The sequence below is a fragment of the Acinetobacter sp. AR2-3 genome (assembly GCF_001878775.1).
GTDB lineage: Bacteria > Pseudomonadota > Gammaproteobacteria > Pseudomonadales > Moraxellaceae > Acinetobacter > Acinetobacter lwoffii_D.
In genome coordinates, this window is the sequence record NZ_MJIQ01000023.1 from 45221 (window position 1) to 68221 (window position 23001).

Sequence of the window (23001 nt, forward strand, 5' to 3'; positions counted from 1 at the left end):
AAAACAATAAAAAAGGACGAAAATTCGTCCTTTTTTATTTAGGCCGCTCTCTTAATTTCCTGTCTTCTCAACTATACCTTCATCATCTACTTCACGTACAATTCCCGTTTCGGTATTCACGACCTCAAAGGTCACGCGACGATTCTGAAACTGTCCGGCAGGTGTGGCATTGGGTTCAACCGGCTGATCCTCTCCCATGCCAACTGCCTGTAACTGTGCAGGATTGACCCCTTTTCCAACGAGATAACTGGTAATCGCTTGAGCTCGTTGCACAGACAGCACCTTATTTTCTGCTTCACTACCCTGAGCATCGGCATGTCCTGTAACCTTCAGAATGACATGCGGTGCTCGTTGCAATAATGCAGCAGCCTGATCCAGCACCAATTTATTGACCTCGGGAACTTCAGTCGATGCCGTATCAAAATTAATGATCTGTAAATTCAGTGCAGTCGCCACATCCAGCGCTTTAACATTATCGGTCTTGATACTGGCCAAGGCTTGTTCTGCCTCACTATTGGCGGTATTAATCACGTCACTTCTATTGAGCGGCTGCTGGGTCACCACTGTGACATTTTTGGCCAGACTACGAATTTGTGCTGCCAGACGCTCGGCCTCTGCATTGGTTGCTGCACGCACTGAAACCTGATTGCCAATCCAGTCAAGTGACACATTTGGCATTCCCTGCATTGTTCTCAACACAGTCGGAATAGTATCCTGATCAATAAATTCTGAATGATAAACCTCACTGCTCAGCGCACCACAACCAATATTATAATTAAAGATCTGTTTGATCTCATTTTGTAGAATTTCCATATACTGCGGATTATTCAGCTGTAATTGGCAACTGACAATTTCGCCATTACTGCCGGTACTTAATCGCAAGGATGCAGGCTGAGCTGCAGCAACTTCACTGGTCGCTTGGGTATTTGAATCTTCAACCTCATCCTGCATGCAGCTACGAACCAGAAACAGGATCAAACCCGCTAAGATCAGAAAAATAATAAACGGCCATAAAAAGCCGGTTTTTCTCTCTTCCTGAACAATGATGGTCTGCTCCGCCAATACAGGCTCCTGATTTAAATTCTGCCCTGCCAAGGGTGAAACTCCTAGCGCTGCCAGAATAGGGCCAGCCCAAACGGGTAATGTACGCTGAATCGAATCGGCGTGGGTTTCCAGCAAATGGCTAATCGCTTCCGGACTCGAAGCACCTGCTTCGGTCTGTAAAAAATTCATGGTCGGTACAATTGACCGGTTCAAGGTATGTTCTATTTCGTCTTGCGGTGCGCTCTGATCGAGTTGATTTAGAAACTGCTGCTTGAGTGCCGGGTTTGCATTGAATAATTCATGGATTTTTGGATTGAGTTGCTGACCAAGATTTTCAATCCAGGCGGGACGTGAACGTAATATACTTAAAAAGATGGGATAGAATTGAGCCAAAGCTTGATCTTTGGCAAATAAATGCTCGGTTTCACCTTGAAGCACAATCGCCGTAACATCGCTTTTTAAGCGTTCTATAAAGTCTATATTCATAATCGTCACCATTCTTTTGATTTTTCTAATGTTTAATATTTAATCAGTGTAACGATCCCCATTTTTTTAAAATGTAAATAATTGTATGAATATCATAAAGTTTCACTATTTTTATTGAGTACTCATTTTACCAACACAAAATTTAAAAAATAAAAAAAAGCCAGCCGAAGCTGACTTTTATAAAATTGGGATCACTTAAGCAGCAAAAGTTTGAACCACTTTACCCAGCACTTTTTGATTAATTAACGGGGTATTTTTACCTTGTGACACGATACTTTCTTTATTCAGGGTCCATTCCAGTTCCGGATCTAGCAACACCCAGCCTGATTCATTTATCCATCGATCTGCCATTTGTGCAACACGTGCCGGAGCTAAGGTCACTTTTTCCACCCATTCCAGTGGAGTCAACAATCCCTCACGAATCAGTTGCAGACCAAAAGGTACATAGGTATCAAAAGCAGTGAAACCTGGCTGCGTTTCAGCAAACGGCGCCATTTTCGCAGAGCTGCTTAGTGGTTCATGATGAGTACAGATCGCATCAATCACGCCTGATTTCACACCTTGGCGCAATAATTCTTTGTCCTGTTCAGAACGAAGCGGCGGACGTACATGTGCCAGTGAATTAAATCCATCAATCAAATGATCGGTCAGATGTAACTGATGCATGGCCACATCACAGGTCACTGGCAAGCCTTTTTCCTTGGCAATACGGATCAATTCGACTGATGCACCGCAAGACAACAGACCAAAGTGTGCTCGTACTTTGGTTGATTCAATCATCAACAGATATTTGGCAATCGCCACGGTTTCAGCCAGTGCCGGAATCATCGGCAAGCCCTGACGTGATGCAATAAAACCTTCATGCACACAGCCGTCTTTGGCGATTTGTGGTTCTTCGGCATAGAACACCACCGTCAGGTCTAAACCTGCAGCATATTCAAGTGTACGTAATACCACATCATCATTGGCAAACGGCGCACTGGCATTGGAAACCGCAGTACAACCACCCTTTTTCAAGCCCGCCATATTTGCCGGTTGTTGACCATTTAAGCCTTGGGTTTGTGCACCAATCACTTGAAGATAGATACCACCATCCAGCATGGCTTTTTCAACCAGGCCGTGAATCAATGCACCATTATCTTGTACGATTGGCTTTGAATCAGGTGGCGTAAACACGTGCAAAATACCATTTTCACGTGCCGCTTTCCCTTCAGACTTAAGTGTACCGTGTTGCTGTTGACCGGGTTCACGTAAACGCGCACACAGGTCAACCATGGTTGGCATCAACCATTTGCCTTGACCATCTATCGTTTCAGAGACATCCGCTGTTTCTGCAACGAGTTTTCCATTTTCCAGATACACGGTCTGGATAGAATTAGTGTTTTGGATTGGATCAAGAACACGGACATTTTCAATTTTTACAATAGTCATGACTTATTCCTTAACCCGCAATCGCTTCAATCAAACCTTGTTCTTGTAACTGGCCTTGCATCGACAAAGCCAACACCGCCATACGCACTGCAATGCCATTGGTCACCTGCTTTAAAATCACAGATTGTGGGCCATCCGCAATACTTGAGTCGATTTCAACCCCACGGTTCATTGGTCCCGGATGCATCACGATACAATCCGGTTTGGCCATGGCAAGACGTTCTTTATTCAAACCATACATTTTGTAGAACTCAGCTTGCGAGGCCAGTGCTGGAGAATCAATCCGCTCGTTCTGAATACGAAGCGTAATAATCACGTCGCAGTCTTTGATGCCGTCTTCCATATTATTAAATAGACGAACACCATCACCATATTCTTCAAAGCCCAATGGCAGCAAGGTATTCGGTGCAATCACCCGGATATCCTGACAGCCTAAAGTTTGCAAGGCGGCCACATCTGAACGCGCGACACGTGAATGCTTGATATCACCAATAATTGCAATCGACATTTCTTCGAATTTTTTCTTGGTTTCACGGCGAATGGTCAGCATGTCCAGCATCGCTTGTGTCGGATGCGCATGACGGCCATCACCGGCATTAATAATTGCCACGGTTGGACAGACATCTTTGGCAATAAAATGTGCTGCCCCTGAAGATGAATGGCGTACCACGAAAATATCGGCCGCCATGGCTTCCAGATTCCATAACGTATCACGTAGGGTTTCACCTTTGGAAGTACTCGAACGGGCAATATCGATATTGAGAACGTTGGCAGAAAGGCGCTTGGCAGCGGCTTCAAAGGTGGTGCGGGTACGGGTTGAATTTTCGAAGAACAGGTTCATCACCGTTTTGCCTTCGAGCAAATTATTGGTGATCAGCTGATTTTGGTCATTAAAAAAGGACTGTGCAGTGTCCAATATTTTTGTCAGGGTTTCTTTAGAAAGACCTTCGATGGTCAAGAAGTGTTTTAGATTACCTTCTTTATTGAGTTGAATCTGGCTCGGTGTATGCAATGCCGCCAAGTGCATGAGAGATTCCTTATGCGTTAAGTCAACATATTATACAGAGATTGGCGAATTTTTATAGTTGGCTATGCTGCTACTTGTACAAAAAGCATCTGAACAATAAAAATAAAAAATCAGATTCCTTTGTATTTTTTCAATAAGATAATTTAACCCGATTTGCATCTTGCTGATTTTAAGTACAAAACCAACGGGCGCTTCAGTCTGGAGCATTCACACCCATCTCAGGTTTAACGCAGTGCACCAATATAACGATGTGACACCTGTGCACGATAGATATCGTCTTCATCCGGTTCGACCGAGATCAGCCCTTCCTGCTGGCTTGGGTGTGCAGATTCTGTTGGTGAGTCTTGTGCTGTTTCAGAAATCTCCAGTACCATTTTGAGGCGCTGGATCAGATGATTCAAATCTGGATCCTGGGTTTGCTCTGCCAGTTGAATCACATGCCGGGCATAATCCAGGTTCTCTGCCAGATAAATTGCATCAATTACCCGACCTGAAACACGTCGTAAACGTGCATAAATTAAAGTGGCCACTGAAAAAGCGTCATGGTTGCGTAACTGATTCTCTAACATCTTAACCCCCATTATAAAATTGAAAAATCAGGCAGCCATCGCTCCCCATCGACTGACCGCCTGATTTGCCATGTATAGAGCAAAATGCGTACCAGTTCCTCAATTTATAGTGTGAATATTATTTTTCTCTATCACATGCCACGGCCTTTCAGAGAATTTCAAAAGCTTTCAATATAAAAATACGGTAAACTTAGCGCAGTTTTTTATTTATCTTTTTTGGTCTCTCTATTATATGAATACCTCTCCACGTTTAAGCAATTATTGGGTCACCTGTGCCGATGGTCTGGAAACCTTATTAGAAGAAGAAATACAAGGCTTAGGTGTTCAGAATATTGAGCGTTTTCCGGGCCGTTTGACCTTTAAAGGCACACTGGAAAATGCTTATCGTATCTGCATGTGGTCACGTCTGGCTTCACGTGTTTTGATGCCAATCCACACGCATGAAATTGAATTTTCTCATGATGCCCGTGATGTGGCAGAAGAACTCTATGAAGGGGCTCTCAGCTTCGACTGGTCGCTGATTTTTGCACCACAAAGCACCTTTGCGATTCGTTTGCATGTCGAGCGTGACATCAAGGTCAACACCCAGTTCGCGACTTTACGTGCCAAAGATGGTGTCGTAGATTCCTTTATGGAAGCGGTAGGCAAACGTCCAAGCATTGACACCAAACAGCCAGAAATCACCATGTATATTCTGGCAGGCAAGAAAGAACATACTTACTGCCTCGACCTGTCTGGTGACTCTTTGCATAAACGCGGTTATCGCCGTTTCATGACTGATGCACCGATTAAGGAAAACCTGGCTGCTGCGATTCTGCAAAAAGGCCAGCTTAAACAGATTAATCCGGACATCATTGTCGATCCAATGTGTGGTTCAGGTACCTTTATTATTGAATCCCTAATGATTTTGACCGACCGTGCACCGGGTCTGGTCCGTCGTTTCGGTTTTAATGGCTGGAATGGCCATGACCATGAACTGTGGATGAGCATCAAGGCCGAAGCTGCTGAACGTCATCAAGCGGCAATGGAAAATCCATTACCACAATTCTATGCTTTCGATGCGGACTGGGAAGCGGTTAAAGCCACCAGACAAAATATTATCGCGGCGGGTTTTGAAGCTGCTCTCGACAATATCATGATCGAAGAACGGACTTTAAATGACTGGCCTGATTTCCATGCAGAAGGCAAGAAAGTATTCTTCGTGACCAACCCGCCATATGGCGAACGTCTCGGCGATAAAGCGCAAAACCGTTCTTTATACCTGGGTTTATCGGCTTTATTGCAAAAGAATTTCCCGAATCAAAAAGCGGCTGTGATTGCCTCCCAAGTGGAACAGGCCGATGTGCTGGCGTTCAATGATCCGCAAATCCTGCGTTTGATGAATGGTAAATTGCCGATCTATATCCGCTTCGGTACGGTTAAACCGGCCGCAGTGGTACGTCCATTCCTAGAAAGCTGGCAGCCTCAGCAGTTTGAACCGATTGAAGGTGCGATGGAGTTTGCCAACCGTCTGACCAAAAATATGCAAGCTCTAAAAAAATGGGCAGTCAAGGAACAGATCCATTGTTTACGTCTCTATGATGCAGATTTACCTGATTTTAACGTCGCAGTAGATCTGTATGGCGAGCGTTTGCATGTACAAGAATATGCGCCACCTAAAACTATTGATCCGGAAAAAGCCAAAAAACGTTTCAACCTGGCCTTACAGGCCATTCGTGCCGTGACCGGTTTGGGCCGTGATGCGATCTTTATCAAGACCCGTGCACGTCAGGAAGGTAAAAACCAGTACACCAAACAAAGTACAGCATCCAAGCGTTTTATCGTTCAGGAAGGTCAAGCCAAGATTCTGGTCAACCTGACCGATTATCTGGATACCGGTCTGTTTCTGGATCACCGTCAAATGCGTTTACGTATTGCACGTGAAGCAAAAGGCAAACACTTCCTGAACCTGTACAGCTATACCTCAACGGCAAGTTTACATGCTGCTTTGGGTGGTGCTGCAAGTACAACCAGCGTCGATCTGTCGAATACTTATTTGAACTGGTCTAAAGAAAATTTTGTTCTGAACGGCTTAACCGTGGATCATGCGGATGAACAGCATCAGTTCTTTGCCTCTGACTGTTTCGAATGGCTAAAAGAAGGTCATGAGCAATATGAGCTGATCTTTATCGACCCACCAACCTTCTCAAACTCGAAGAAATTCTACGGGACCTTTGACGTACAGCGCGACCATTTGTCCCTGTTAAAACGTGCGATGAACCGCTTAACCACTGATGGTACCTTGTATTTCTCAAATAACTATCGTGGTTTTGAGATGGATGAAGAAATTCTGGCCTTCTTTGATGTTGAAGAAATTACCCAGGAAACCATTGGACCTGACTTCAAGCGGAATCAAAAGATTCACCGTGCCTGGAAAATCCGTCATCCGCAAGTGTAATTTGATGATGAATTAACTGTCTTTATCACGATTGATATCTTCTTTATTTTCCCTGAGCTGAGTTTTAAGCCATGCTTTAAAGCTCGCCGCAACAAGAATACAAAAGTGTTGCAATGCTCGAAGTTAACAATAAGATTAAAAAAAACCCAGCCTAGGCTGGGTTTTTTGTTGCAAGGAGAAGTGGTTTAGTTAAGTTTCATTTTTTCAAAGATTAACTCACCTGCTTCAGCTTTCACCAGAATGGTATCGCCCGGCTGGAACTCTCCGCCCAGGATTTTCTGCGCCAGACCATTTTCAATACGCTGCTGGATTGCACGTTTCAGGGGGCGCGCACCATACAGTGGATCAAAGCCAGCATCGATTAACTGATCGAAAGCACTGTCATCTACCGACAAGCGCATATCACGTTCTGCCAGACGTTGACGTAAACGGTTCAACTGGATATCGGCAATACCGCGAATCTGGTCTTTTTCCAGCGCATGGAACACTACCAGTTCATCAATACGGTTAATAAATTCTGGACGGAAATGTTCCGATACCGCATTCATCACCACCGTACGGACTTCTTCTTTTGTGGCATTACCGCCCAATTCACGTACATCCTGCGAACCCAGGTTCGAAGTCATGACGATCACAGAGTTTTTAAAGTCCACTACCCGGCCTTGCGAGTCAGTTAAACGGCCATCATCCAGTACCTGTAGCAAGATGTTAAATACGTCCGGATGCGCTTTTTCGACTTCATCAAACAAGATCACACTATACGGTTTACGACGTACGGCTTCAGTAAGCACCCCACCTTCTTCATAACCGACATAGCCCGGAGGCGCACCAACCAAACGGCTGACCGAATGTTTTTCCATAAATTCTGACATATCGATACGCACCATGGCATCGTCGCTGTCAAACAGGAAATTCGCCAAGGCTTTGGTCAATTCTGTTTTACCGACACCCGTTGGCCCCAGGAACAGGAATGACCCACTTGGACGGTTCGGATCTGACAGACCGGCACGTGAACGGCGTACTGCATTGGATACCGCCACCACGGCTTCATCTTGCCCTACTACACGGTTATGCAGGAATTCTTCCATATGTAGCAATTTGTCACGCTCGCCTTGCAGCATTTTCGCAACCGGAATACCGGTCGCAGCACTCACTACTTCAGCAATTTCATTGTCGGTGACTTTGTTACGCAGCAATTTTGGCGTTGCGCTTTCATCGGCTTTTTCAGCCAGTTCAAGCTGCTTTTGCAACTCTGGTATCACGCCATATTGCAAACGCGCGGCCTCGCCCAGATCACCTTCACGTTGCGCTTTTTCAAGTGCTGTACGTGCCTGATCCAGTTTGATCTGTACGTCTTTATTGCCTTCAACCAGCGCTTTATCTGCACGCCAGACTTCTTCCAGGTCATGATACTCTTTTTCAACTGTGGCGATCTGATCGGACAAGTATTGAATCTCAGCTTTGGCACCTGAGTCTTCATCTTTTTTCACCGCTTCCAGCTGCATTTTTAACTGAATCAGACGGCGTTCCAGTTTATCCAGTGCTTCTGGTTTAGAATCGAGTTCCATTTTGATGCGCGATGCTGCTTCATCAATCAGGTCAATAGCTTTATCCGGCAACTGACGGTCGGTGATATAACGATGTGACATTTTCGCCGCCGCAATAATCGCGGAATCCAGAATCTGTACCCCGTGATGGGTGGCATAGCGATCTTTCAGACCACGCAGAATCGCAATGGTATCTTCCACGCTTGGCTCATCGACCAGTACTTTCTGGAAACGACGTTCCAGCGCTGCATCTTTTTCAATATACTGACGATATTCATCCAGTGTGGTCGCACCGACACAGCGCAGCTCGCCACGGGCCAACGCAGGTTTCAGCATGTTACCGGCATCCATCGCGCCATCACCTTTACCGGCACCCACCAGCGTATGCAACTCGTCGATAAACAGGATGATTTCACCTTCGTGTTTGGCAATATCTTTCAGAACCGCTTTTAAGCGCTCTTCAAACTCACCACGGTATTTGGCGCCAGCCAGCAAAGAACCTAGATCTAGAGATAAAACACGCTTCCCTTTGAGTCCTTCAGGCACTTCACCATTAATAATCCGCTGCGCCAGACCTTCGACAATCGCCGTTTTACCGACCCCTGGCTCACCGATAAGTACCGGGTTATTTTTGGTACGGCGTGACAAGACCTGAATAGTACGACGGATTTCATCATCACGGCCAATCACAGGATCAAGCTTGCCTGCCAACGCACGTTCAGTTAAATCAATGGTGTACTTATTCAGTGAATCACGCTGATCTTCATAATTGTTGCTCATGACTTTTTCATCGCCTCGGATTTGATTAATCAGCTGTTTCAGTAGATCTGCTTTTACGCCGACACTACTGAGTATTTTTTGCGTAGATCCTGTTTCAGCCAGTGCTAAAATCAACCAATCAACACTAACGAATTCATCTCCGGCTTTTTGTGCATAACTCTCCGTTAATGTCAGTACTTTATAAGCTTCAGGATTTACATTAATGTCCGCTGACGGATTTGATAATTTTGCCGCATCATTGAGGGCTTGTTGTAGCTTCGTTTGCAGCTCAACTAAATTTGCACCTGCTTGCTGTAATAAGCTTGCATAAGAAGCTTCTTTTAAAACTGCATGGAGAAGATGAATCGGTTCAATTGCGGTATGGTCTTTGCTCATAGCGAAGACTTGTGCATCTGAAAGGATCTGCTGCAGGCGATTGGTAAATTTTTCAAAACGCATTCTTGTTATTCCTCACAACAAATGTTCTACTTGATGGATATATGGGTGCACTTGATAAAATTTCAAATCATTTTTATATATTTTTCAAAAACTTAATATAAACATTTAGACAGTTTTTAATAATAATATTGGTGTAATCAAATCATATTTCAAGTGAGGTTAGAAGAATTTTTAAGGTGAAGATAAACAATTCATATTTTATTTAATTTACTCTGCTATTTTTCAGCTTAGTAGAGAATAGAGAGATATTTTTAGTACGGTTGCAACCTTCCTAGTAATCGCAATACTTCACTCAAACCATGTTCTGTTTGCATCAAGGATCTTGGCGTTTGATGATTCAAAAGCTTGTTAGGTGAATTGATAAAATGGCGCATCCAGCTCAAGTCTCCACCATGCAAGCTAAATAACTTTTGATAGATATTTACTAAAGCTATAGCTTTTTCGCCTGCTGTAGTATCTGGTTCTAATTCTTTTTCATTTATAACCAGAGATAATTCCGCCTCAGATAAACCCAGAATCAATGCAAGTTCGAATTCTTTCAGTTGCAACTGCTCAGCTAAGTTGAATACTGCTATAGCTAATACTTGGGATTTAGAAATACCTGTTTCACTATTCATTTTTATCAAATCATCTTGATGCGTCTTATTTCGATTATGCTGCTTTTATTGTTTTCCGGCCATGTTGTTTATCATCAAATTTAATTTCTCATAAAATTAAAACACCCTCGCTTGGAGGGTGCTTTAAAATAACAACACCATGATTATGGTGCCGGATTCGGCTGTTGACGGTGAATATCTTCAATACCTTTCAGTACTTCTTCAGACAGGTCGACTTCAAAAGCCTGAATATTTTCTTTCAGCTGATCCAGATTGGTCGCACCGATAATGGTACTGGTCACAAAGAACTGCTGCTTGATAAAGGCCAAAGCCAATTGGGTAAGACTTAAGCCATGCTGTTCTGCCAGCTGGGCATATTGCTCGGTTGCCCATTCACTTTGCGGATTGCTATAACGGCTAAAGCGGGAGAACAGTGTTACACGCGCATTGGCAGGACGTGCACCATGCCGGAATTTACCGGTCAGATAACCAAATGCCAAAGGTGAATACGCCAACAAGCCCACACCTTCATAATGGGCAATTTCTGACATGCCGATTTCATAAGTACGGTTCAGCAGGTTATATGGGTTTTGTACACTGACAAATTTGGACAAACCTAATTTCTCTGCGAGGTGCAGAAATTTCATCGTGCCCCACGGGGTTTCATTGGAAAGACCGATATAACGGATACGGCCTTCTTTAATTTCATCCTGCAAGGCAGTCAGGGTTTCTTCCAGATCCGTTACGGCACGGTCTTCTGCCGCTTCAGCATTGCCATAACCCAACTTGCCAAAGAAATTGGTGGGGCGTTGTGGCCAGTGTAACTGATACAGGTCGATATAATCCGTTTGCAGGCGTGACAATGACTGGTCTATTGCTGCTGAAATTTCATCGGCAACAAAACGGGTTTGACCATCCCGGATATGACTACCACCTTGCGATGGTCCGGCAATTTTTGAGGCTAAAAAAAGTTTGTCACGGCCACCATGGGCAGCGATCCAGTTTCCAATCATGCGCTCGGTGGCGCCCTGCGTTTCAGGTTTTGGCGGTACCGGGTACATTTCCGCAGTATCCCAGAAATTCAGTCCCTGATCTAAGGCATAATCCAGTTGCTGAAAAGCCTGTTCTTGCGTGTTCTGCTCACCAAAGGTCATGGTGCCCAAACAAATTTCTGGCAAAAGAATGCCGGTATCCGCCAACGGTCTGAATTGCATAAAAACATCCTGTGAATTTTATTCAGTGAATTGAGATCAAGTGGGCTATAGCCTATCGGAATTATAAGGGGAGCTTAAATCATCTTTTCTGAGAAGCTTGTTCTAAATTTTTATGTATTAAGTAATGACGCATTAAAAAGCAAATCCGAAGATTTGCTTTTTAATATCTGGATTATTCGTCTATGGCACCATCTGCAACTGCTTCAGACGCTTCTTCTAGTGAAGCATCAAAGATCAGGATGGCTTTACCATCGGTTTCGATCATGCCCTGCTCTTCTAGCGTTTTCAGTACGCGACCCACCATTTCACGGGAACAGCCAACAATACGGCCAATTTCCTGACGGGTAATACGAATCTGACGGCCATTCGGCAAAATCATCGCTTCTGGCTGTGAAGACAGGTCGATCAGGCAACGTGCAATCCGGCCTGAAACATCAATAAATGCCAGATCAGTGACTTTACGTGTGGTATTTTTCAAACGACGTACTAATTGAGCAAATACCGCATAGCTCAGATCAGGATATTGATTGCTGATTTCGTGAAAGTTTTCATAGGTAATTTCGGCAATTTCACACACATCACGCGTACGAACTTCCGCAGTACGTTGTGGATTAACCTCGAATAGACCCATTTCCCCAAAGAAGTCACCCGCATTTAAATAAGCCACGACAATTTCACGATCATCATCTTCACGAAGAATGATAGATACAGACCCCTTCAGAATTAAATATAAAGATTTAGATTCTGATCCTGCATCAATGATCGTGGTACGTTTTGGATAACGATTAATATATGCACGTTTTAACAGTGCTTTCACGGATTCTGGTAATTGCCCCGGAGAAAGCGCATCAGTGCTTAATTGTGAAAAGTTTGAAGTCATGCTAACAGTTCCGATTATGGATAATTTATAGATCGCACAAGACCTAATGTGAACTTGTCACACAGTGGGATTGAAATTCCGTATCAACCCAATTTATGTTAGTGTACAGTTACTTGATAAATTTATAGCTTTTTTTAGGTAGTTGCAATGCAAACAAGCGTTCATTGGTTAGAGAATGTTGCTTTTGAAGCAAAAACTCAAAGTGGTCATAGCCTTATCATGGATGGTTCAGCTGAATACGGTGGTGAAAACCGTGGTCCCCGTCCTATGGAACTGCTTTTAACGGGTCTGGGCGGTTGTGCGTCTTTTGATATTGTTACCATTTTAAAGAAGGCTCGTCAGGATATTACCGATGTACGCTGCGAATTAAAGGCTGAACGTGCAGATACAATTCCGGCAGTATTCACGAAAATTCACTTGCATTTTGTAGTGACCGGCAAAGCGATTAAAGAGAAACAGGTCGCAAAAGCCGTAGAACTTTCTGCTGAAAAATATTGCTCTGCCAGCAAAATGCTGTCTGATGGCGGTGTTGAAATCACCCATGATTATGAAATAATCGAAGCAGAATAAAATCTAGATTCTGTAAAAAAAGCGGCTGGAAAAGCTGCTTTTTTTGTATCAGAAAATTGCCTTTTCTCAGAACCGCTGAACTGAATACTGATTGCCATCTTCAAAGCTCAAGATATTTTCTGGAAATCTTAAGGCGCCGAGTCGATGTCTGAACGCGACACCCTGTTGACGATCGAGATAGCGTTTACCCACTGAATAATCCACACAAAATACGTTTTGTTGCTGTCCATACCATTGCAGTGCATCGATCGATTTGAGTAAACCGGTTTTTTCTTCAGTAGATTTAAAGTTCCGCCAATAATGTCCAGTAATGACTGGAATTTGGTCGGTATAGCTGTCCCACCATGGCACGCGGTCGATCATCCGCCACCTTCCACCGGCATAAATCGGTTCTAAGGCGATTTTTTCCGCACCAGAAGTAATGACCCGAATCGGATTGTGCATTTGCTCACGCAGCTCTTTTTCTGCGAGATGTTGCAATAAAGGTAAAGTTGCAGCCGGGTCTTTGAACTGGTGTTGGTAGCGTTGCTGCTCTATCTGGATGAATTCATTAGTACCTAAGGCTTGCAGATCCAGCGCTGTATGTTGAACGAAATCAGCATAGGCTTCGCCAAGCGAAGTAAAACCAGAATTGCGTAATTGATCAATTGATCCTTGATGCCAACAGGCATGTACAACACGCAGCTGCTCCGACTCCAAGGCCAACGGTAAGCTATTTAAAAAATCCAGAATCCATTGTCGATCTTTGATTGAGGCTTGGATCGAATCAAAAGGTTTCAGATCATCCTGATGCGGCGAACCAAAAAACCAGCCATTGCCTTCCCGTAAAGTATCGGTCAACAAGTTTAATTCATGATTACCCATCACACATTGTGCATAGCCTTCATCTACCAACTGCCTAACCTTTTTGATCACCGCAACACTGTCTTGCCCCCGGTCACACAGATCACCAACAAAAATCAGTTTACGCTGTTCAGGATGATGACCATTCCGGTCATAGCCTAATACTTGGATCAGTTGTTCCAGCGCGGCAATCTCACCATGAATATCCCCTATGATATCCACGGGGCCAGTGAAAGCCTGCTGTATAAATGAGTACTTCATTCATGCATCCTGAATTAAGTCTAAAACAGAATATATCCCTATGAGTATGCTTTAAATTTATGTAGATCTGAATACAGAATGAATCATCATTTAAATAATTTAACCCGAATCACGGATAAGAAATTGACTTGAAAAATAAGAGGACTAGAGCCATCAGTTGAGTTACCAAACCAAACTCACAACTCTAGTCCTGATGTTCAATAGTACCGATTCTGCTTAATTGATGATTTCTTTCTTAAATTTGAAGCAACTTATTGGAAGTTCCTCAAACAAAGTCATCATTCTCTAAGAATCAGAAATGCTCAGCTCACAATTTCAGAAATCTGCTTTATCACCATTTGGTACAAATGTTCTCATTTCAATAATTTCAAAGCCTTTTTTACATGGCTAAAGCTGGATAAAAGCTTTTTATTTAAGCACTTGCCTTGCTGCCAACGCATGATTCACTTGATCAATAGGCATGAATTAGCACTACATGCCCTGTATGTAGCTTTGATGAAAGGCAAAGATAAACAATACTTATAGATTGATTCAACAACGCTACCTGTTTGTAAAAATCAACGTATTCAATGCCATAAATCATTAGCCCAAATCGCATCACGTGGCAAAAGTTCTATGGGTTGGTTTTATGGCTGTAAATTACATATCGTGATGAACCAATTTGGTGAAATTAGTTGTTCTGCTTTATCGAATGGACATGTTGCTGACATAAAAATGGTTGAGCAATTGGTTGATGGTTTTGCATCGCTTCAAACAGTTCATTTACGCTGACTTCCTGAATCCGGCTTTTTGCATTCTGGATCAATTGCTCTGCAGTTTTCATCATTTTCATTCTTCCTCGGCCATTAAAATTATATTTTGTATAAACGATGCTCAGGTAGATTGAAAGCGTTTGAGTTTAAATTTCCAACTGGCTATTTAGCCCATGAGCGCTGAATAGATTAAATACATCGCCACCCCAACCACGGTAGTGGCAAATATTTTCTGTACCTTGTTACTGTCAATCCGCTGCATCAGACTGCGTCCAATTAACATCCCGACAATACAGGCCAGGACAAAGGTCAGCGTAACCGAAACAGGATATTGAAAGCCATCCAGCACGTGTGCAGAAATACTGACCCCACCAATCAGGAAAATAATCATCAGGGAAGTCGCAACGATACTGCGCATATCAAGGTCGGTGAATTTACGCAGGGCTGGAACAATTACAAAACCACCCCCCACCCCCAACAGACCGGTTAATAAACCTGCCACAACACCAATACCTGCTAGGAACGAAGCAGTTTTGACATTCCAGATCAGACGACCGGTCGATTGATTGACCTTGCACGGTGCATTGCCATGATCGGTCACTTTATTAAAAAAGATCCGGTAAGCCACGATCAGCATGACCAGACTGAAAGCCAGCGTCAGCCAGACCGGAGAAACGATATCGGCCAGATGCACGCCATAACGCGCTGTAGGAATACTAATGAGAGCAATCCAGAGGGCAGCGCGATAACGTACAATACGCTTGAACAAACCCTCGAACGTTCCGACCAAGGCCGACAGCGTGACCGCAAGCAATCCCACCGGCGCAGCCTGGGCCACCGTCCAACCCTGGGTCGTCATCAGTGCAGGTACAGCCAGAATACCGCCACCGGCACCGGTCAAACCCAATAGCACTCCGATAACTAGCCCTTCAAGTATTAATGCCCACATCGCCCTCTCCCTTATCCACAAAAATGATTCAATAAAGGTTGAACTTTTTGTTGAATCACGACACAAGCTTATTTGAAGTAGTTAAGAGGAAGCTTGAGGTAAGAAACACCGTTTTGTTCTGGCTCAGGAAACTGTCCTGCTTTCATATTGATCTGAATCGCTGGTAGAATCAGCTTAGGCATACTCAGTCCTGAATCCCGCTGATTTCGCATCTGAGCAAATTCAGCTTTACTGATTCCCTGATGAATATGGATATTCTGTTTTTTCTGCGTCTGTATATCAGATTCACACACATACGATTCACGTGTTTCAGGCAGATAGTCATGACATAAAAAGACCCGGGTATCTTCTGGCAACTGAAACAGGCTTTGCACCGAATCATAAAGCTGTTCTGCGCTGCCTCGCGGAAAATCACAACGTGCTGTACCATAATCTGGCATGAACAACGTATCACCCACAAAAACCGCATCGCCAATCACATAACTCAGGCAAGCAGGCGTATGTCCCGGTGTTGGAATGTTATAGGCTTTCAATGTTCCAATTTGGAACGACTCATGATCTTCAAATAAATAATCAAAGAGCTGCTGAGCATTCCATTGTTTAATATCCAGATGATAAATCACGCCAAAAGTTTCCTGAACAATACCAATTTTCTGGCTCATGGCAATTTTGCCACCCAGTTCTTCTTTGAGATATTGCGCTGCAGTTAAATGATCAGCATGGACATGGGTTTCGAGAATCCACTCGACCGTTAAACCCTGCTCTTTAATATAGGCAATAATTTTATCGGCATGAATAGTGGATGTACTTGCTGATGCCGGATCATAATCCAGAACGCTATCAATAATGGCGCAGGCTTTGGTCGCCGGATCACGTACAACATAACTGAAGGTATTGGTATCTTCGTGAAAAAAATCTTTTACTATAGGTAAATTTGACATCGTTAAGCTCCTGACCATTTACGGTGAATCCATACACCCACCAGCATTGCTACAATAAAATAGAGCACTTGATAGTGGCCCAAACCGATCAAAGTGAAACTTGGCGCCGGACAGATGCCGGCAATGCCCCAACCTGCACCAAATAAAACCGCACCCGTGATCAGCTTCTTATCTATCTGATTATTTTTAGGTAAATCAATAGGTTCATTAAATACTGTTTTCGGTTGCGCCGTACGTAATGCTTTCTGGAAGGGAATAAAGGCCACAGTAATCGCGCCCATCATCACAAAGGCCAGACTGGCATCCCAATCGCCAAACAGATCCAGGAAATCGAGTACTTTTTCCGGATTGGACATGCCCGATACCATCAATCCCACAGAGAACAGCGCACCAAATAAAAAGGCAAACACATTTTTCATTTTAGAATGCTCCTGTGATATGACGGATAATATAAACAGCGACAAAACCTGCAAACATAAAAGTCATGGTCGCGATGATAGAACGCTTAGACAGCCGACTAATGCCACAAATTCCGTGACCACTGGTACAGCCCGAACCCAAACGTGTCCCAAAGCCTACCAGCAGACCTGCCACAATCATCATCAATGGGCTGGCATTCAATTCGATTTCAGGTTGTACAAACAGACCATAAATAAACGGTGTAATGATCAAGCCTGATAAAAACCAGATCGCAGGCGTTTTAAATACGGTTTTTGGGTTTAATACCTGCCCAACCAAACCACTGATTCCTGCAATACGGCCATTGACATACAGATAGCCGACCACTGAAAGTCCGAGCATTAAACCGCCAATAAATGCGATGAGGAAGTCATGCATGGTGAATCAATCTCTATACAATATACTTTTTTATATTATATATTAAAAAATAATAATCAAGCAGTTTTGTGGTAAATTGTGTAAACTGCATGGGTTACATCAAAGGTTTCAAGGACATCTATGGATATGATTGCTGCAAATGCCAAAATTGATTTTTCACAGGTCGATTTCGTCAGCCAATGCCTAAAAGTTTTAGCCAATCCTGATCGTCTGAAAATCTTATGTGTCCTGGTTGACGGGGAAATGAATGTTCAGGAAATTGAAGAATCTGCCGATATTCATCAACCTACACTTTCACAACAGCTGACTGTACTGCGTAAGGCCGACATGGTTGGCACCCGACGTGAGGGCAAACAGATTTTCTATCGTCTGAGTGACCCCAAGGTCTTGAGCCTGATGCAAAAGCTGTACGAGCTGTATTGCGCCCAGCCCTCTTCTTAGTGCAGCCAAAAAGAAATGATCAGAAGCAGTCCGCTAAAAGCAGTAAACAGATTTAGCCATACGGGATACTGGGTGTAATAACCTTCAATAAATTCCGGCGGTCGCAGTGATGTCAAACCCCGTCGATATTGCAGGATTGAGGCGAAATTCACCAACATACCAAATACAATCACCGCAATTCCCAACCATTGTGAATAAGCTATTTTCTGTGCATAAGTGTCTGGGTCCACCAGTTGCACTAGCAGGTTGGATTTTTCAATCACAAAACCAAAAGCAATTAATGCCAAACCACTCCGGTTCCACGCCAGAGCGGTTCGTTCCAAAGCAAGCAGTACCCGTGGATCATCCAAATTTGACATATCTTATCTGCTCTTCATGCTTAGCCTATCCACCAATGTAAATCTGCCTCCCTATCATGTATAGATGTTTGAAGTAAAAATTACTTTTCTATCATGTAGTTAAAATATTATTGTTCAAAAATTTCCTTGACATCCATCGCCAGGCCTTGAGCAGATTTAAATTCACCCTGATTGTTTTTCCAGACCATCGACGGTGTGGAGAAAAAGCCGTATTTCCCCATTAGGGCCTGGTTGGCATCAATTTTTGCAGCAATTTCGACAGGAATCTTTTCCATTTTCTTGAGCTGCTTTTTGCCTTTATTCTTGTTTATATCATTAAAAACTGCCGCTGGATCTTTCGAATTCAATAGTGTTGCCACCTGGCCACGGCTTTCTTCACGGATCACACCGACCTGAATATGACGCAGCTGTACCTTCCCTGATTCTACCCAAGGTCGGGCCGCCTGCCAGAATTTATAACAATATGGACAATTTGGATCGGAAAAGACATAGACCACACGTGGTGCATCTGGCTTGCCATCCTGGATCCAGGTGGATTTTTCCAGGGTTTTCCAGACATCGTCCAATACCGCTTTTTTCATATGCTTTTCAATCTGCTCATTGGACAGGCTTTTCCCTTGTGCATCAAACAGTTCGCCCTTGATATAATATTTGTCATCGTTGGAGATAAATACCGTATTGGAGTATTGGTCTTCATGCCCCACCCAGCCGGTCATTCCTTGCGGTGCCGGAATCTGTTTTACAAACACAAAGCCCTGTTTTTCAATATGCTGTTTAATATTTGCCTGTGTGTGCATGCTCATGATCAGGAACATGCCTGCACCAAGCACCTGGTAAATTTTGTTCATACTGAGTCCTTCCATTTTTTAAGGTTGATCTGAAATTCTATTTAAATATTGCTGCAACATAGCCGGACTGAGTTCCCCCATATGCCGCTCGACCAGCTGGCCTTGAGCATTAAAAAACAGCGTCGTTGGCAGACCAAAACTATTCAGCTGCTGTGGTAGTTCACCATATGGGTCCAGCAGGACATGTTTAAATTGAAACTGATGTTTTCTTAAATAGGCATTTACGGTGGCTACCTCCTCACCCTGATTCAGCATGACAAAATTCACTTGAGGATGCTGCTTGGCTGCTTTGGCCAACACCGGCATTTCGCGGTGACACGGCGGACACCAGCTCGCCCACAAATTAATTACCGTGGGCTGGCCAACGAATTGGCTGAGTGGAATCTTGTCTGTACCCAGACGCTCCTGTTCTAGTCCAGCAAAGGCTAGATCAGGAAACGCTGCTTCAGTTTTTAGACTGGATTTGAACGCGAGTCCAAGCCCGATCCAGAGTACAAAGATGATCAACAAGATGGCTTTGAATCGGGTCTGCAACTGTCTGTTTCGAATGACATACCACAAAGCACCAATCAGCACCCCTCCCCATAAATGGAAACCTTTGTCCTGGATTTTCAGTATGTCGATGGGTGCTGCAAAATACAGCTCGGCATTGAGCAGAACGAAAACAAGACGTGCACCCAGCATCCCCAGCAAAAAACTGCTCCAGAGCAAATCCTGACTTTGTCCAAGCAGTTGTTTAGACCATGAATACTTTCTGGCTAATCCAAACAAAACAGCAGATAACAGCATCAAGCCAGTGGCAACAATTATGAGTGTCCAGGGCAACATCAAAGGTCCCAGATGTAGCGCATCACTTGAAATCATCATGGTTGTTCCCCTTGCAGTTGCTGCAATTTACCGAGCAAATGTGTTGCGCTAAAAGTTCCTGTCAAGCGCAACTCGCGCTGTTCCTGATGTGCGGCATTTAAAAATATAAAGGTGGGCGGACCGAGGATTTGCCATTCTTTTAGCAGCTCATCCTGACTTGGATGATAGTGGGTCAGGTCTAATTTGATACGAACCACATTTTGTAAAGCCGCTTGGACATCACTACGTGGAATTACTTCCTTTTCAATCGGTTGACAGGCCACACACCAGTCTGCATAGACATCAATCACCACCGGCTGTGCAGGATGTTTGGCTAAAACCTGTTGCAATTGTGCGGCTGTACTGACTCTCTGCCATTCAAGCCGTGATTTCACATGGGCGACCTGTACCTGACTCCAGACATGATAGAGCTGCATGCCTCCTGCATAGGATACCAGTAAACCACTGAGCAGCATCAGGACTATTTTCGATACAGACCGATGCACATGAGGCAGCATCTTGAACAAGAAGTAGCCTGAACAGGTGATCAGTACCACACCCAAAAGGCCCAGGTATAAAATGCCGGGCAATAATGGAGGGGCGAAATACAAGGCCAGAGCCAACATGACAAAGCCAAAACTAAACTTCAGGCGATCCATCCAGATGCCAGGTTTGGGTAAAAGATGGGACCCAAATACGGCAGCAATAAATAGCGGCAAGCCCAGCCCAAGGCCTAAGACGAACAGATAACTAGCTCCCAGCATCGGTTGATTGAGCTGAGACACATAGATTAAGGCACCGGCCAACGGCGCACTCATACATGGCCCGACAATCAGTGCAGCGATCATGCCCATAAGACCGGCACCAATCAGCGTGCCACCCTTCTGCTTTTGCTGCCATTGATCCAGACGCTGTAACATGCCTTTAGGTAAGGACAGCTGAAATGCTCCAAACAGATTAAATGCGAACAAAACAAACAAAGAATGTACAGATTTATCACCTGAGACAAAAACTGCATCCAGATTTAATTCAGACCATTCGTGGTGTGGGATATATTTTTAAACCGTTTGAGCAGCGTCATGTTTAGTCACAGCTTCAAATGGCGTTTGGTCATGAGTCTTTTGGCCGTGTTTATTGTGCTGTGGAGTGCAGTATTTTCATGGCTGTATATTGACCTGAAACAGCGTTTACAAGACACACTGGATCAACGCTTATCGGCATCTGCACAAATGGTTGCCCGGCTGATTCAGCAGTTACCGCTGGATAGTCTAGGGGATGCAACCTTATCCAAATTAGCCAAGAATGATGATGCAAACCAGTTAATTGCCTGTGAAGTTTCTCTTTTTAGCTCTGACATCTCGTTAGGTAATCAGGTGATTGCCAAAACACGCGGTGCCCCCCAAAATTTAAGCCAGCGACCAGAAGGATTCAGCACCTGGCAGCAGGGTGATACGGAATGGCGCAGTTATGTTCTGCGTCGTGGCGATATTCAAGTGGTGGCAGCAGAACGTATGTTCTTGAGGGATACCTTACTACAGCAGATTCTGCAGTCCGTACTGATTCCCTTGGTCTTCTCACTGCTGATCTGTATTGCCCTGATCGTTTTTATTATCCGCCGACAGTTCCGGTCTTTGGATCAGCTCAGTCAATACCTGAACCAGAAAAACCTTAGCTATTCAGAGGTGGCAGATTTTTTAATGCAGCTCAAGCCTGCAAGTATTCCCCAAGAAGTACAGCCTTTTGTCAACAATTCCACGCAGTTGATTCAAAAACTCAATGACAGTCTGCAACAGGAGAAAGCCTTTAGTGCCTATGCTGCACATGAATTACGCAGTCCCCTGACTGCAATTAAAACCCATGTACAACTGGCCCAGCTGATCGGTCAGCAGCAGCACCTGCCTGAATCCATTCAGCATAATTTGCAGCAGGCCAATGAGAGTATCCGGCGTTATACGCTGTTACTCGAGCAGCTTTTATTGCTGACCCAATCAGAAAACAGTATCCAGGCAATGCCTGAGGCCATCTGGCTTCGCCCCACACTTGAGAAAGTTCTTGCAGACTTAGGTACACGCTATCCAGAAATGAACAAAAAAATACAAGTAAACTGGGACAACTTGGGCGAAATTCAGCTGCCTGAATTTGTGCTGTATACCGTACTGAAAAATCTGCTTGAAAATGCCCTGCTGCATGCACAGGCTGCCCATATCTGGATTTCCATGCAGTCTGGTTGCCTAGTGATTGAAGATGATGGACAGCAACTGACAGCACAGGATATCCAACATTTAGGACAACGCTTCTGGCGCAAATCTGCTCAGCAGCACGGCCATGGTTTAGGACTGGCATTGACCGCTAACCTGTTAAAACAGTATGGCTATCAGCTCTCTTTCAATGCCCGACAGCCCTATGGGCTTCGCATTGAAATCAATTCAATACAATCGAAAACCCTAGAGATTTTTTGAAATAAAAATTCTTACTTTTCAACATCCAATAAAGATATCACCAATTCAAATCACTTCCTTTGTTTATACAAATAACTTTTTCTTCAACAAAAACCTTCTCTGTATTCTCAAGTTTATGAGCAGGCGATCACAACGCACTTTTAATTTTTAGCATAGAAACAGGTATAAAAATAATAAGCCCCCTCTATGAAAACAAAAATGCCAGAGAAAAAAGATCACTTGATGCAACTAGGCCTGTCACCAATTAGCTTAAAAAAATCTAATCTGTCCTCATTATTTTTTCATGACTAAACGCTATGCATTAAGAGATGATCAGTGGGAACAGATTAAGGATCTGTTGCCCGGACGAGCAAGTACTGTTTGAGTAACTGCCAAAGACAACAGGGTATTTGTTGAAGCAGTATTGTATCGGTATCGTTCAAGTATTCCGTAGTGAGATTTACCAG

Annotated in this window: 20 protein-coding genes and 4 pseudogenes; 7 read left to right on the forward strand and 17 right to left on the reverse strand. The window is 43.9% G+C overall.

The window, feature by feature from the left end; translation table 11 throughout:
• Positions 1 to 51: 51 nt before the first annotated feature.
• From BFN00_RS02445 to BFN00_RS02460, 4 genes are all read right to left on the reverse strand, one after another.
• Positions 52 to 1542 carry an OmpA family protein gene (locus tag BFN00_RS02445; RefSeq protein ID WP_082180541.1) on the reverse strand — a complete coding sequence of 497 codons (1491 nt, stop codon included), beginning with the start codon at positions 1540 to 1542 and terminating at the stop codon, positions 52 to 54.
• A 183-nt stretch (positions 1543 to 1725) separates the two neighbouring features.
• A complete protein-coding gene (locus BFN00_RS02450) occupies positions 1726 to 2961 on the reverse strand; it encodes a dihydroorotase (RefSeq protein ID WP_071850357.1) in 1236 nt (411 codons plus the stop codon).
• A gap of 10 nt (positions 2962 to 2971) precedes the next feature.
• Positions 2972 to 3988 (reverse strand): aspartate carbamoyltransferase catalytic subunit, encoded by a 1017-nt coding sequence (locus tag BFN00_RS02455; protein WP_004730000.1) that lies wholly within the window; start codon positions 3986 to 3988, stop codon positions 2972 to 2974.
• A gap of 224 nt (positions 3989 to 4212) precedes the next feature.
• Positions 4213 to 4557 carry a hypothetical protein gene (locus tag BFN00_RS02460; protein WP_004280135.1) on the reverse strand — a complete coding sequence of 115 codons (345 nt, stop codon included), beginning with the start codon at positions 4555 to 4557 and terminating at the stop codon, positions 4213 to 4215.
• A gap of 232 nt (positions 4558 to 4789) precedes the next feature.
• Here BFN00_RS02460 and rlmKL point away from each other — a divergent pair, with 232 nt between their 5' ends.
• Positions 4790 to 6994, forward strand: a complete 2205-nt coding sequence (gene rlmKL, locus BFN00_RS02465; RefSeq protein WP_071850358.1) for a bifunctional 23S rRNA (guanine(2069)-N(7))-methyltransferase RlmK/23S rRNA (guanine(2445)-N(2))-methyltransferase RlmL — start codon at positions 4790 to 4792, stop codon at positions 6992 to 6994.
• A 185-nt stretch (positions 6995 to 7179) separates the two neighbouring features.
• Here the strand turns inward: rlmKL and clpB are convergent, their stop codons facing one another.
• The 4 genes from clpB to crp all read right to left on the reverse strand — a co-directional run bounded on the left by clpB (position 7180) and on the right by crp (position 12449).
• Positions 7180 to 9759, reverse strand: coding sequence for an ATP-dependent chaperone ClpB (gene clpB / locus BFN00_RS02470; RefSeq protein ID WP_004646581.1), 2580 nt, complete (start codon positions 9757 to 9759; stop codon positions 7180 to 7182).
• A gap of 251 nt (positions 9760 to 10010) precedes the next feature.
• Positions 10011 to 10376 carry an antitoxin Xre/MbcA/ParS toxin-binding domain-containing protein gene (locus BFN00_RS02475; RefSeq protein WP_004646580.1) on the reverse strand — a complete coding sequence of 122 codons (366 nt, stop codon included), beginning with the start codon at positions 10374 to 10376 and terminating at the stop codon, positions 10011 to 10013.
• Between the two features lie 143 nt (positions 10377 to 10519).
• Positions 10520 to 11569 carry an NADP(H)-dependent aldo-keto reductase gene (locus BFN00_RS02480; protein WP_071850359.1) on the reverse strand — a complete coding sequence of 350 codons (1050 nt, stop codon included), beginning with the start codon at positions 11567 to 11569 and terminating at the stop codon, positions 10520 to 10522.
• Positions 11570 to 11741: 172 nt separating this feature from the next.
• Complete coding sequence (crp, locus tag BFN00_RS02485) at positions 11742 to 12449, reverse strand: cAMP-activated global transcriptional regulator CRP (protein ID WP_004730006.1); 708 nt, start codon at positions 12447 to 12449, stop codon at positions 11742 to 11744.
• Between the two features lie 147 nt (positions 12450 to 12596).
• Here crp and BFN00_RS02490 point away from each other — a divergent pair, with 147 nt between their 5' ends.
• Positions 12597 to 13019, forward strand: a complete 423-nt coding sequence (locus BFN00_RS02490) for an OsmC family protein (protein ID WP_004280142.1) — start codon at positions 12597 to 12599, stop codon at positions 13017 to 13019.
• Between the two features lie 66 nt (positions 13020 to 13085).
• Here the strand turns inward: BFN00_RS02490 and BFN00_RS02495 are convergent, their stop codons facing one another.
• The gene (locus tag BFN00_RS02495) at positions 13086 to 14123 is read right to left on the reverse strand and encodes a metallophosphoesterase (protein WP_071850360.1); all 1038 of its coding nucleotides are present in this window, start codon (positions 14121 to 14123) and stop codon (positions 13086 to 13088) included.
• Positions 14124 to 14342: 219 nt separating this feature from the next.
• Here BFN00_RS02495 and BFN00_RS02500 point away from each other — a divergent pair.
• Positions 14343 to 14873, forward strand: a pseudogene (locus tag BFN00_RS02500) (transposase); the annotation flags it as partial.
• A 168-nt stretch (positions 14874 to 15041) separates the two neighbouring features.
• Here BFN00_RS02500 and BFN00_RS02505 read toward each other — a convergent pair.
• From BFN00_RS02505 to BFN00_RS02520, 4 genes are all read right to left on the reverse strand, one after another.
• Positions 15042 to 15824 (reverse strand): sulfite exporter TauE/SafE family protein, encoded by a 783-nt coding sequence (locus tag BFN00_RS02505; protein WP_071850361.1) that lies wholly within the window; start codon positions 15822 to 15824, stop codon positions 15042 to 15044.
• 68 nt (positions 15825 to 15892) lie between these two features.
• Positions 15893 to 16765: an MBL fold metallo-hydrolase gene (locus BFN00_RS02510; protein WP_071850362.1), complete on the reverse strand. Its 873-nt coding sequence runs from the start codon at positions 16763 to 16765 to the stop codon at positions 15893 to 15895.
• 2 nt (positions 16766 to 16767) lie between these two features.
• Positions 16768 to 17184: a DUF6691 family protein gene (locus BFN00_RS02515; protein ID WP_004646572.1), complete on the reverse strand. Its 417-nt coding sequence runs from the start codon at positions 17182 to 17184 to the stop codon at positions 16768 to 16770.
• A gap of 1 nt (position 17185) precedes the next feature.
• Positions 17186 to 17602, reverse strand: a complete 417-nt coding sequence (locus tag BFN00_RS02520) for a YeeE/YedE family protein (RefSeq protein WP_005251416.1) — start codon at positions 17600 to 17602, stop codon at positions 17186 to 17188.
• Positions 17603 to 17722: 120 nt separating this feature from the next.
• Here BFN00_RS02520 and BFN00_RS02525 point away from each other — a divergent pair, with 120 nt between their 5' ends.
• Positions 17723 to 18043: an ArsR/SmtB family transcription factor gene (locus BFN00_RS02525; protein WP_071850363.1), complete on the forward strand. Its 321-nt coding sequence runs from the start codon at positions 17723 to 17725 to the stop codon at positions 18041 to 18043.
• On the opposite strand, the gene BFN00_RS02530 is transcribed toward BFN00_RS02525, so the two are convergent.
• The 4 genes and pseudogenes from BFN00_RS02530 to BFN00_RS02545 form a co-directional block, all read right to left on the reverse strand.
• A complete protein-coding gene (locus tag BFN00_RS02530; RefSeq protein ID WP_004646570.1) occupies positions 18040 to 18402 on the reverse strand; it encodes a YidH family protein in 363 nt (120 codons plus the stop codon). The two genes, BFN00_RS02525 and BFN00_RS02530, sit on opposite strands and share 4 nt — an antisense overlap.
• Before the next feature lie 107 nt (positions 18403 to 18509).
• The gene (dsbG, locus tag BFN00_RS02535; protein ID WP_071850364.1) at positions 18510 to 19250 is read right to left on the reverse strand and encodes a thiol:disulfide interchange protein DsbG; all 741 of its coding nucleotides are present in this window, start codon (positions 19248 to 19250) and stop codon (positions 18510 to 18512) included.
• Between the two features lie 18 nt (positions 19251 to 19268).
• Entirely contained in the window at positions 19269 to 20117 is an 849-nt protein-coding gene (locus BFN00_RS02540; RefSeq protein ID WP_071850365.1) for a TlpA disulfide reductase family protein, read from the reverse strand.
• Positions 20114 to 21076 (reverse strand): annotated as a pseudogene (locus BFN00_RS02545) (cytochrome c biogenesis protein CcdA); the annotation flags it as partial. The gene BFN00_RS02540 and the pseudogene BFN00_RS02545, both read right to left, overlap by 4 nt.
• A 2-nt stretch (positions 21077 to 21078) precedes the next feature.
• On the opposite strand from BFN00_RS02545, the pseudogene BFN00_RS02550 reads away from it, so the two are divergent.
• The 3 genes and pseudogenes from BFN00_RS02550 to BFN00_RS16330 form a co-directional block, all read left to right on the forward strand.
• Positions 21079 to 21183, forward strand: a pseudogene (locus BFN00_RS02550) (winged helix-turn-helix domain-containing protein); the annotation flags it as partial.
• Positions 21176 to 22555 (forward strand): ATP-binding protein, encoded by a 1380-nt coding sequence (locus BFN00_RS02555; RefSeq protein ID WP_071850366.1) that lies wholly within the window; start codon positions 21176 to 21178, stop codon positions 22553 to 22555. The pseudogene BFN00_RS02550 and the gene BFN00_RS02555, both read left to right, overlap by 8 nt.
• Before the next feature lie 283 nt (positions 22556 to 22838).
• Positions 22839 to 22985: pseudogene (locus tag BFN00_RS16330) on the forward strand (IS5/IS1182 family transposase); the annotation flags it as partial.
• Between the last annotated feature and the right edge of the window lie 16 nt (positions 22986 to 23001).

What these genes read in the sequence shown, in the direction of transcription:
- BFN00_RS02445 (WP_082180541.1), bottom strand. Translation starts at nt 1,542, where the DNA reads ATGGTGACGATTATGAATATAGACTTTATAGAACGCTTAAAAAGCGAT.
- BFN00_RS02450 (WP_071850357.1), bottom strand. Translation starts at nt 2,961, where the DNA reads ATGACTATTGTAAAAATTGAAAATGTCCGTGTTCTTGATCCAATCCAA.
- BFN00_RS02455 (WP_004730000.1), bottom strand. Translation starts at nt 3,988, where the DNA reads ATGCACTTGGCGGCATTGCATACACCGAGCCAGATTCAACTCAATAAA.
- BFN00_RS02460 (WP_004280135.1), bottom strand. Translation starts at nt 4,557, where the DNA reads ATGTTAGAGAATCAGTTACGCAACCATGACGCTTTTTCAGTGGCCACT.
- rlmKL (WP_071850358.1), top strand. Translation starts at nt 4,790, where the DNA reads ATGAATACCTCTCCACGTTTAAGCAATTATTGGGTCACCTGTGCCGAT.
- clpB (WP_004646581.1), bottom strand. Translation starts at nt 9,759, where the DNA reads ATGCGTTTTGAAAAATTTACCAATCGCCTGCAGCAGATCCTTTCAGAT.
- BFN00_RS02475 (WP_004646580.1), bottom strand. Translation starts at nt 10,376, where the DNA reads ATGAATAGTGAAACAGGTATTTCTAAATCCCAAGTATTAGCTATAGCA.
- BFN00_RS02480 (WP_071850359.1), bottom strand. Translation starts at nt 11,569, where the DNA reads ATGCAATTCAGACCGTTGGCGGATACCGGCATTCTTTTGCCAGAAATT.
- crp (WP_004730006.1), bottom strand. Translation starts at nt 12,449, where the DNA reads ATGACTTCAAACTTTTCACAATTAAGCACTGATGCGCTTTCTCCGGGG.
- BFN00_RS02490 (WP_004280142.1), top strand. Translation starts at nt 12,597, where the DNA reads ATGCAAACAAGCGTTCATTGGTTAGAGAATGTTGCTTTTGAAGCAAAA.
- BFN00_RS02495 (WP_071850360.1), bottom strand. Translation starts at nt 14,123, where the DNA reads ATGAAGTACTCATTTATACAGCAGGCTTTCACTGGCCCCGTGGATATC.
- BFN00_RS02505 (WP_071850361.1), bottom strand. Translation starts at nt 15,824, where the DNA reads ATGTGGGCATTAATACTTGAAGGGCTAGTTATCGGAGTGCTATTGGGT.
- BFN00_RS02510 (WP_071850362.1), bottom strand. Translation starts at nt 16,765, where the DNA reads ATGTCAAATTTACCTATAGTAAAAGATTTTTTTCACGAAGATACCAAT.
- BFN00_RS02515 (WP_004646572.1), bottom strand. Translation starts at nt 17,184, where the DNA reads ATGAAAAATGTGTTTGCCTTTTTATTTGGTGCGCTGTTCTCTGTGGGA.
- BFN00_RS02520 (WP_005251416.1), bottom strand. Translation starts at nt 17,602, where the DNA reads ATGCATGACTTCCTCATCGCATTTATTGGCGGTTTAATGCTCGGACTT.
- BFN00_RS02525 (WP_071850363.1), top strand. Translation starts at nt 17,723, where the DNA reads ATGGATATGATTGCTGCAAATGCCAAAATTGATTTTTCACAGGTCGAT.
- BFN00_RS02530 (WP_004646570.1), bottom strand. Translation starts at nt 18,402, where the DNA reads ATGTCAAATTTGGATGATCCACGGGTACTGCTTGCTTTGGAACGAACC.
- dsbG (WP_071850364.1), bottom strand. Translation starts at nt 19,250, where the DNA reads ATGAACAAAATTTACCAGGTGCTTGGTGCAGGCATGTTCCTGATCATG.
- BFN00_RS02540 (WP_071850365.1), bottom strand. Translation starts at nt 20,117, where the DNA reads ATGATGATTTCAAGTGATGCGCTACATCTGGGACCTTTGATGTTGCCC.
- BFN00_RS02555 (WP_071850366.1), top strand. Translation starts at nt 21,176, where the DNA reads ATGTTTAGTCACAGCTTCAAATGGCGTTTGGTCATGAGTCTTTTGGCC.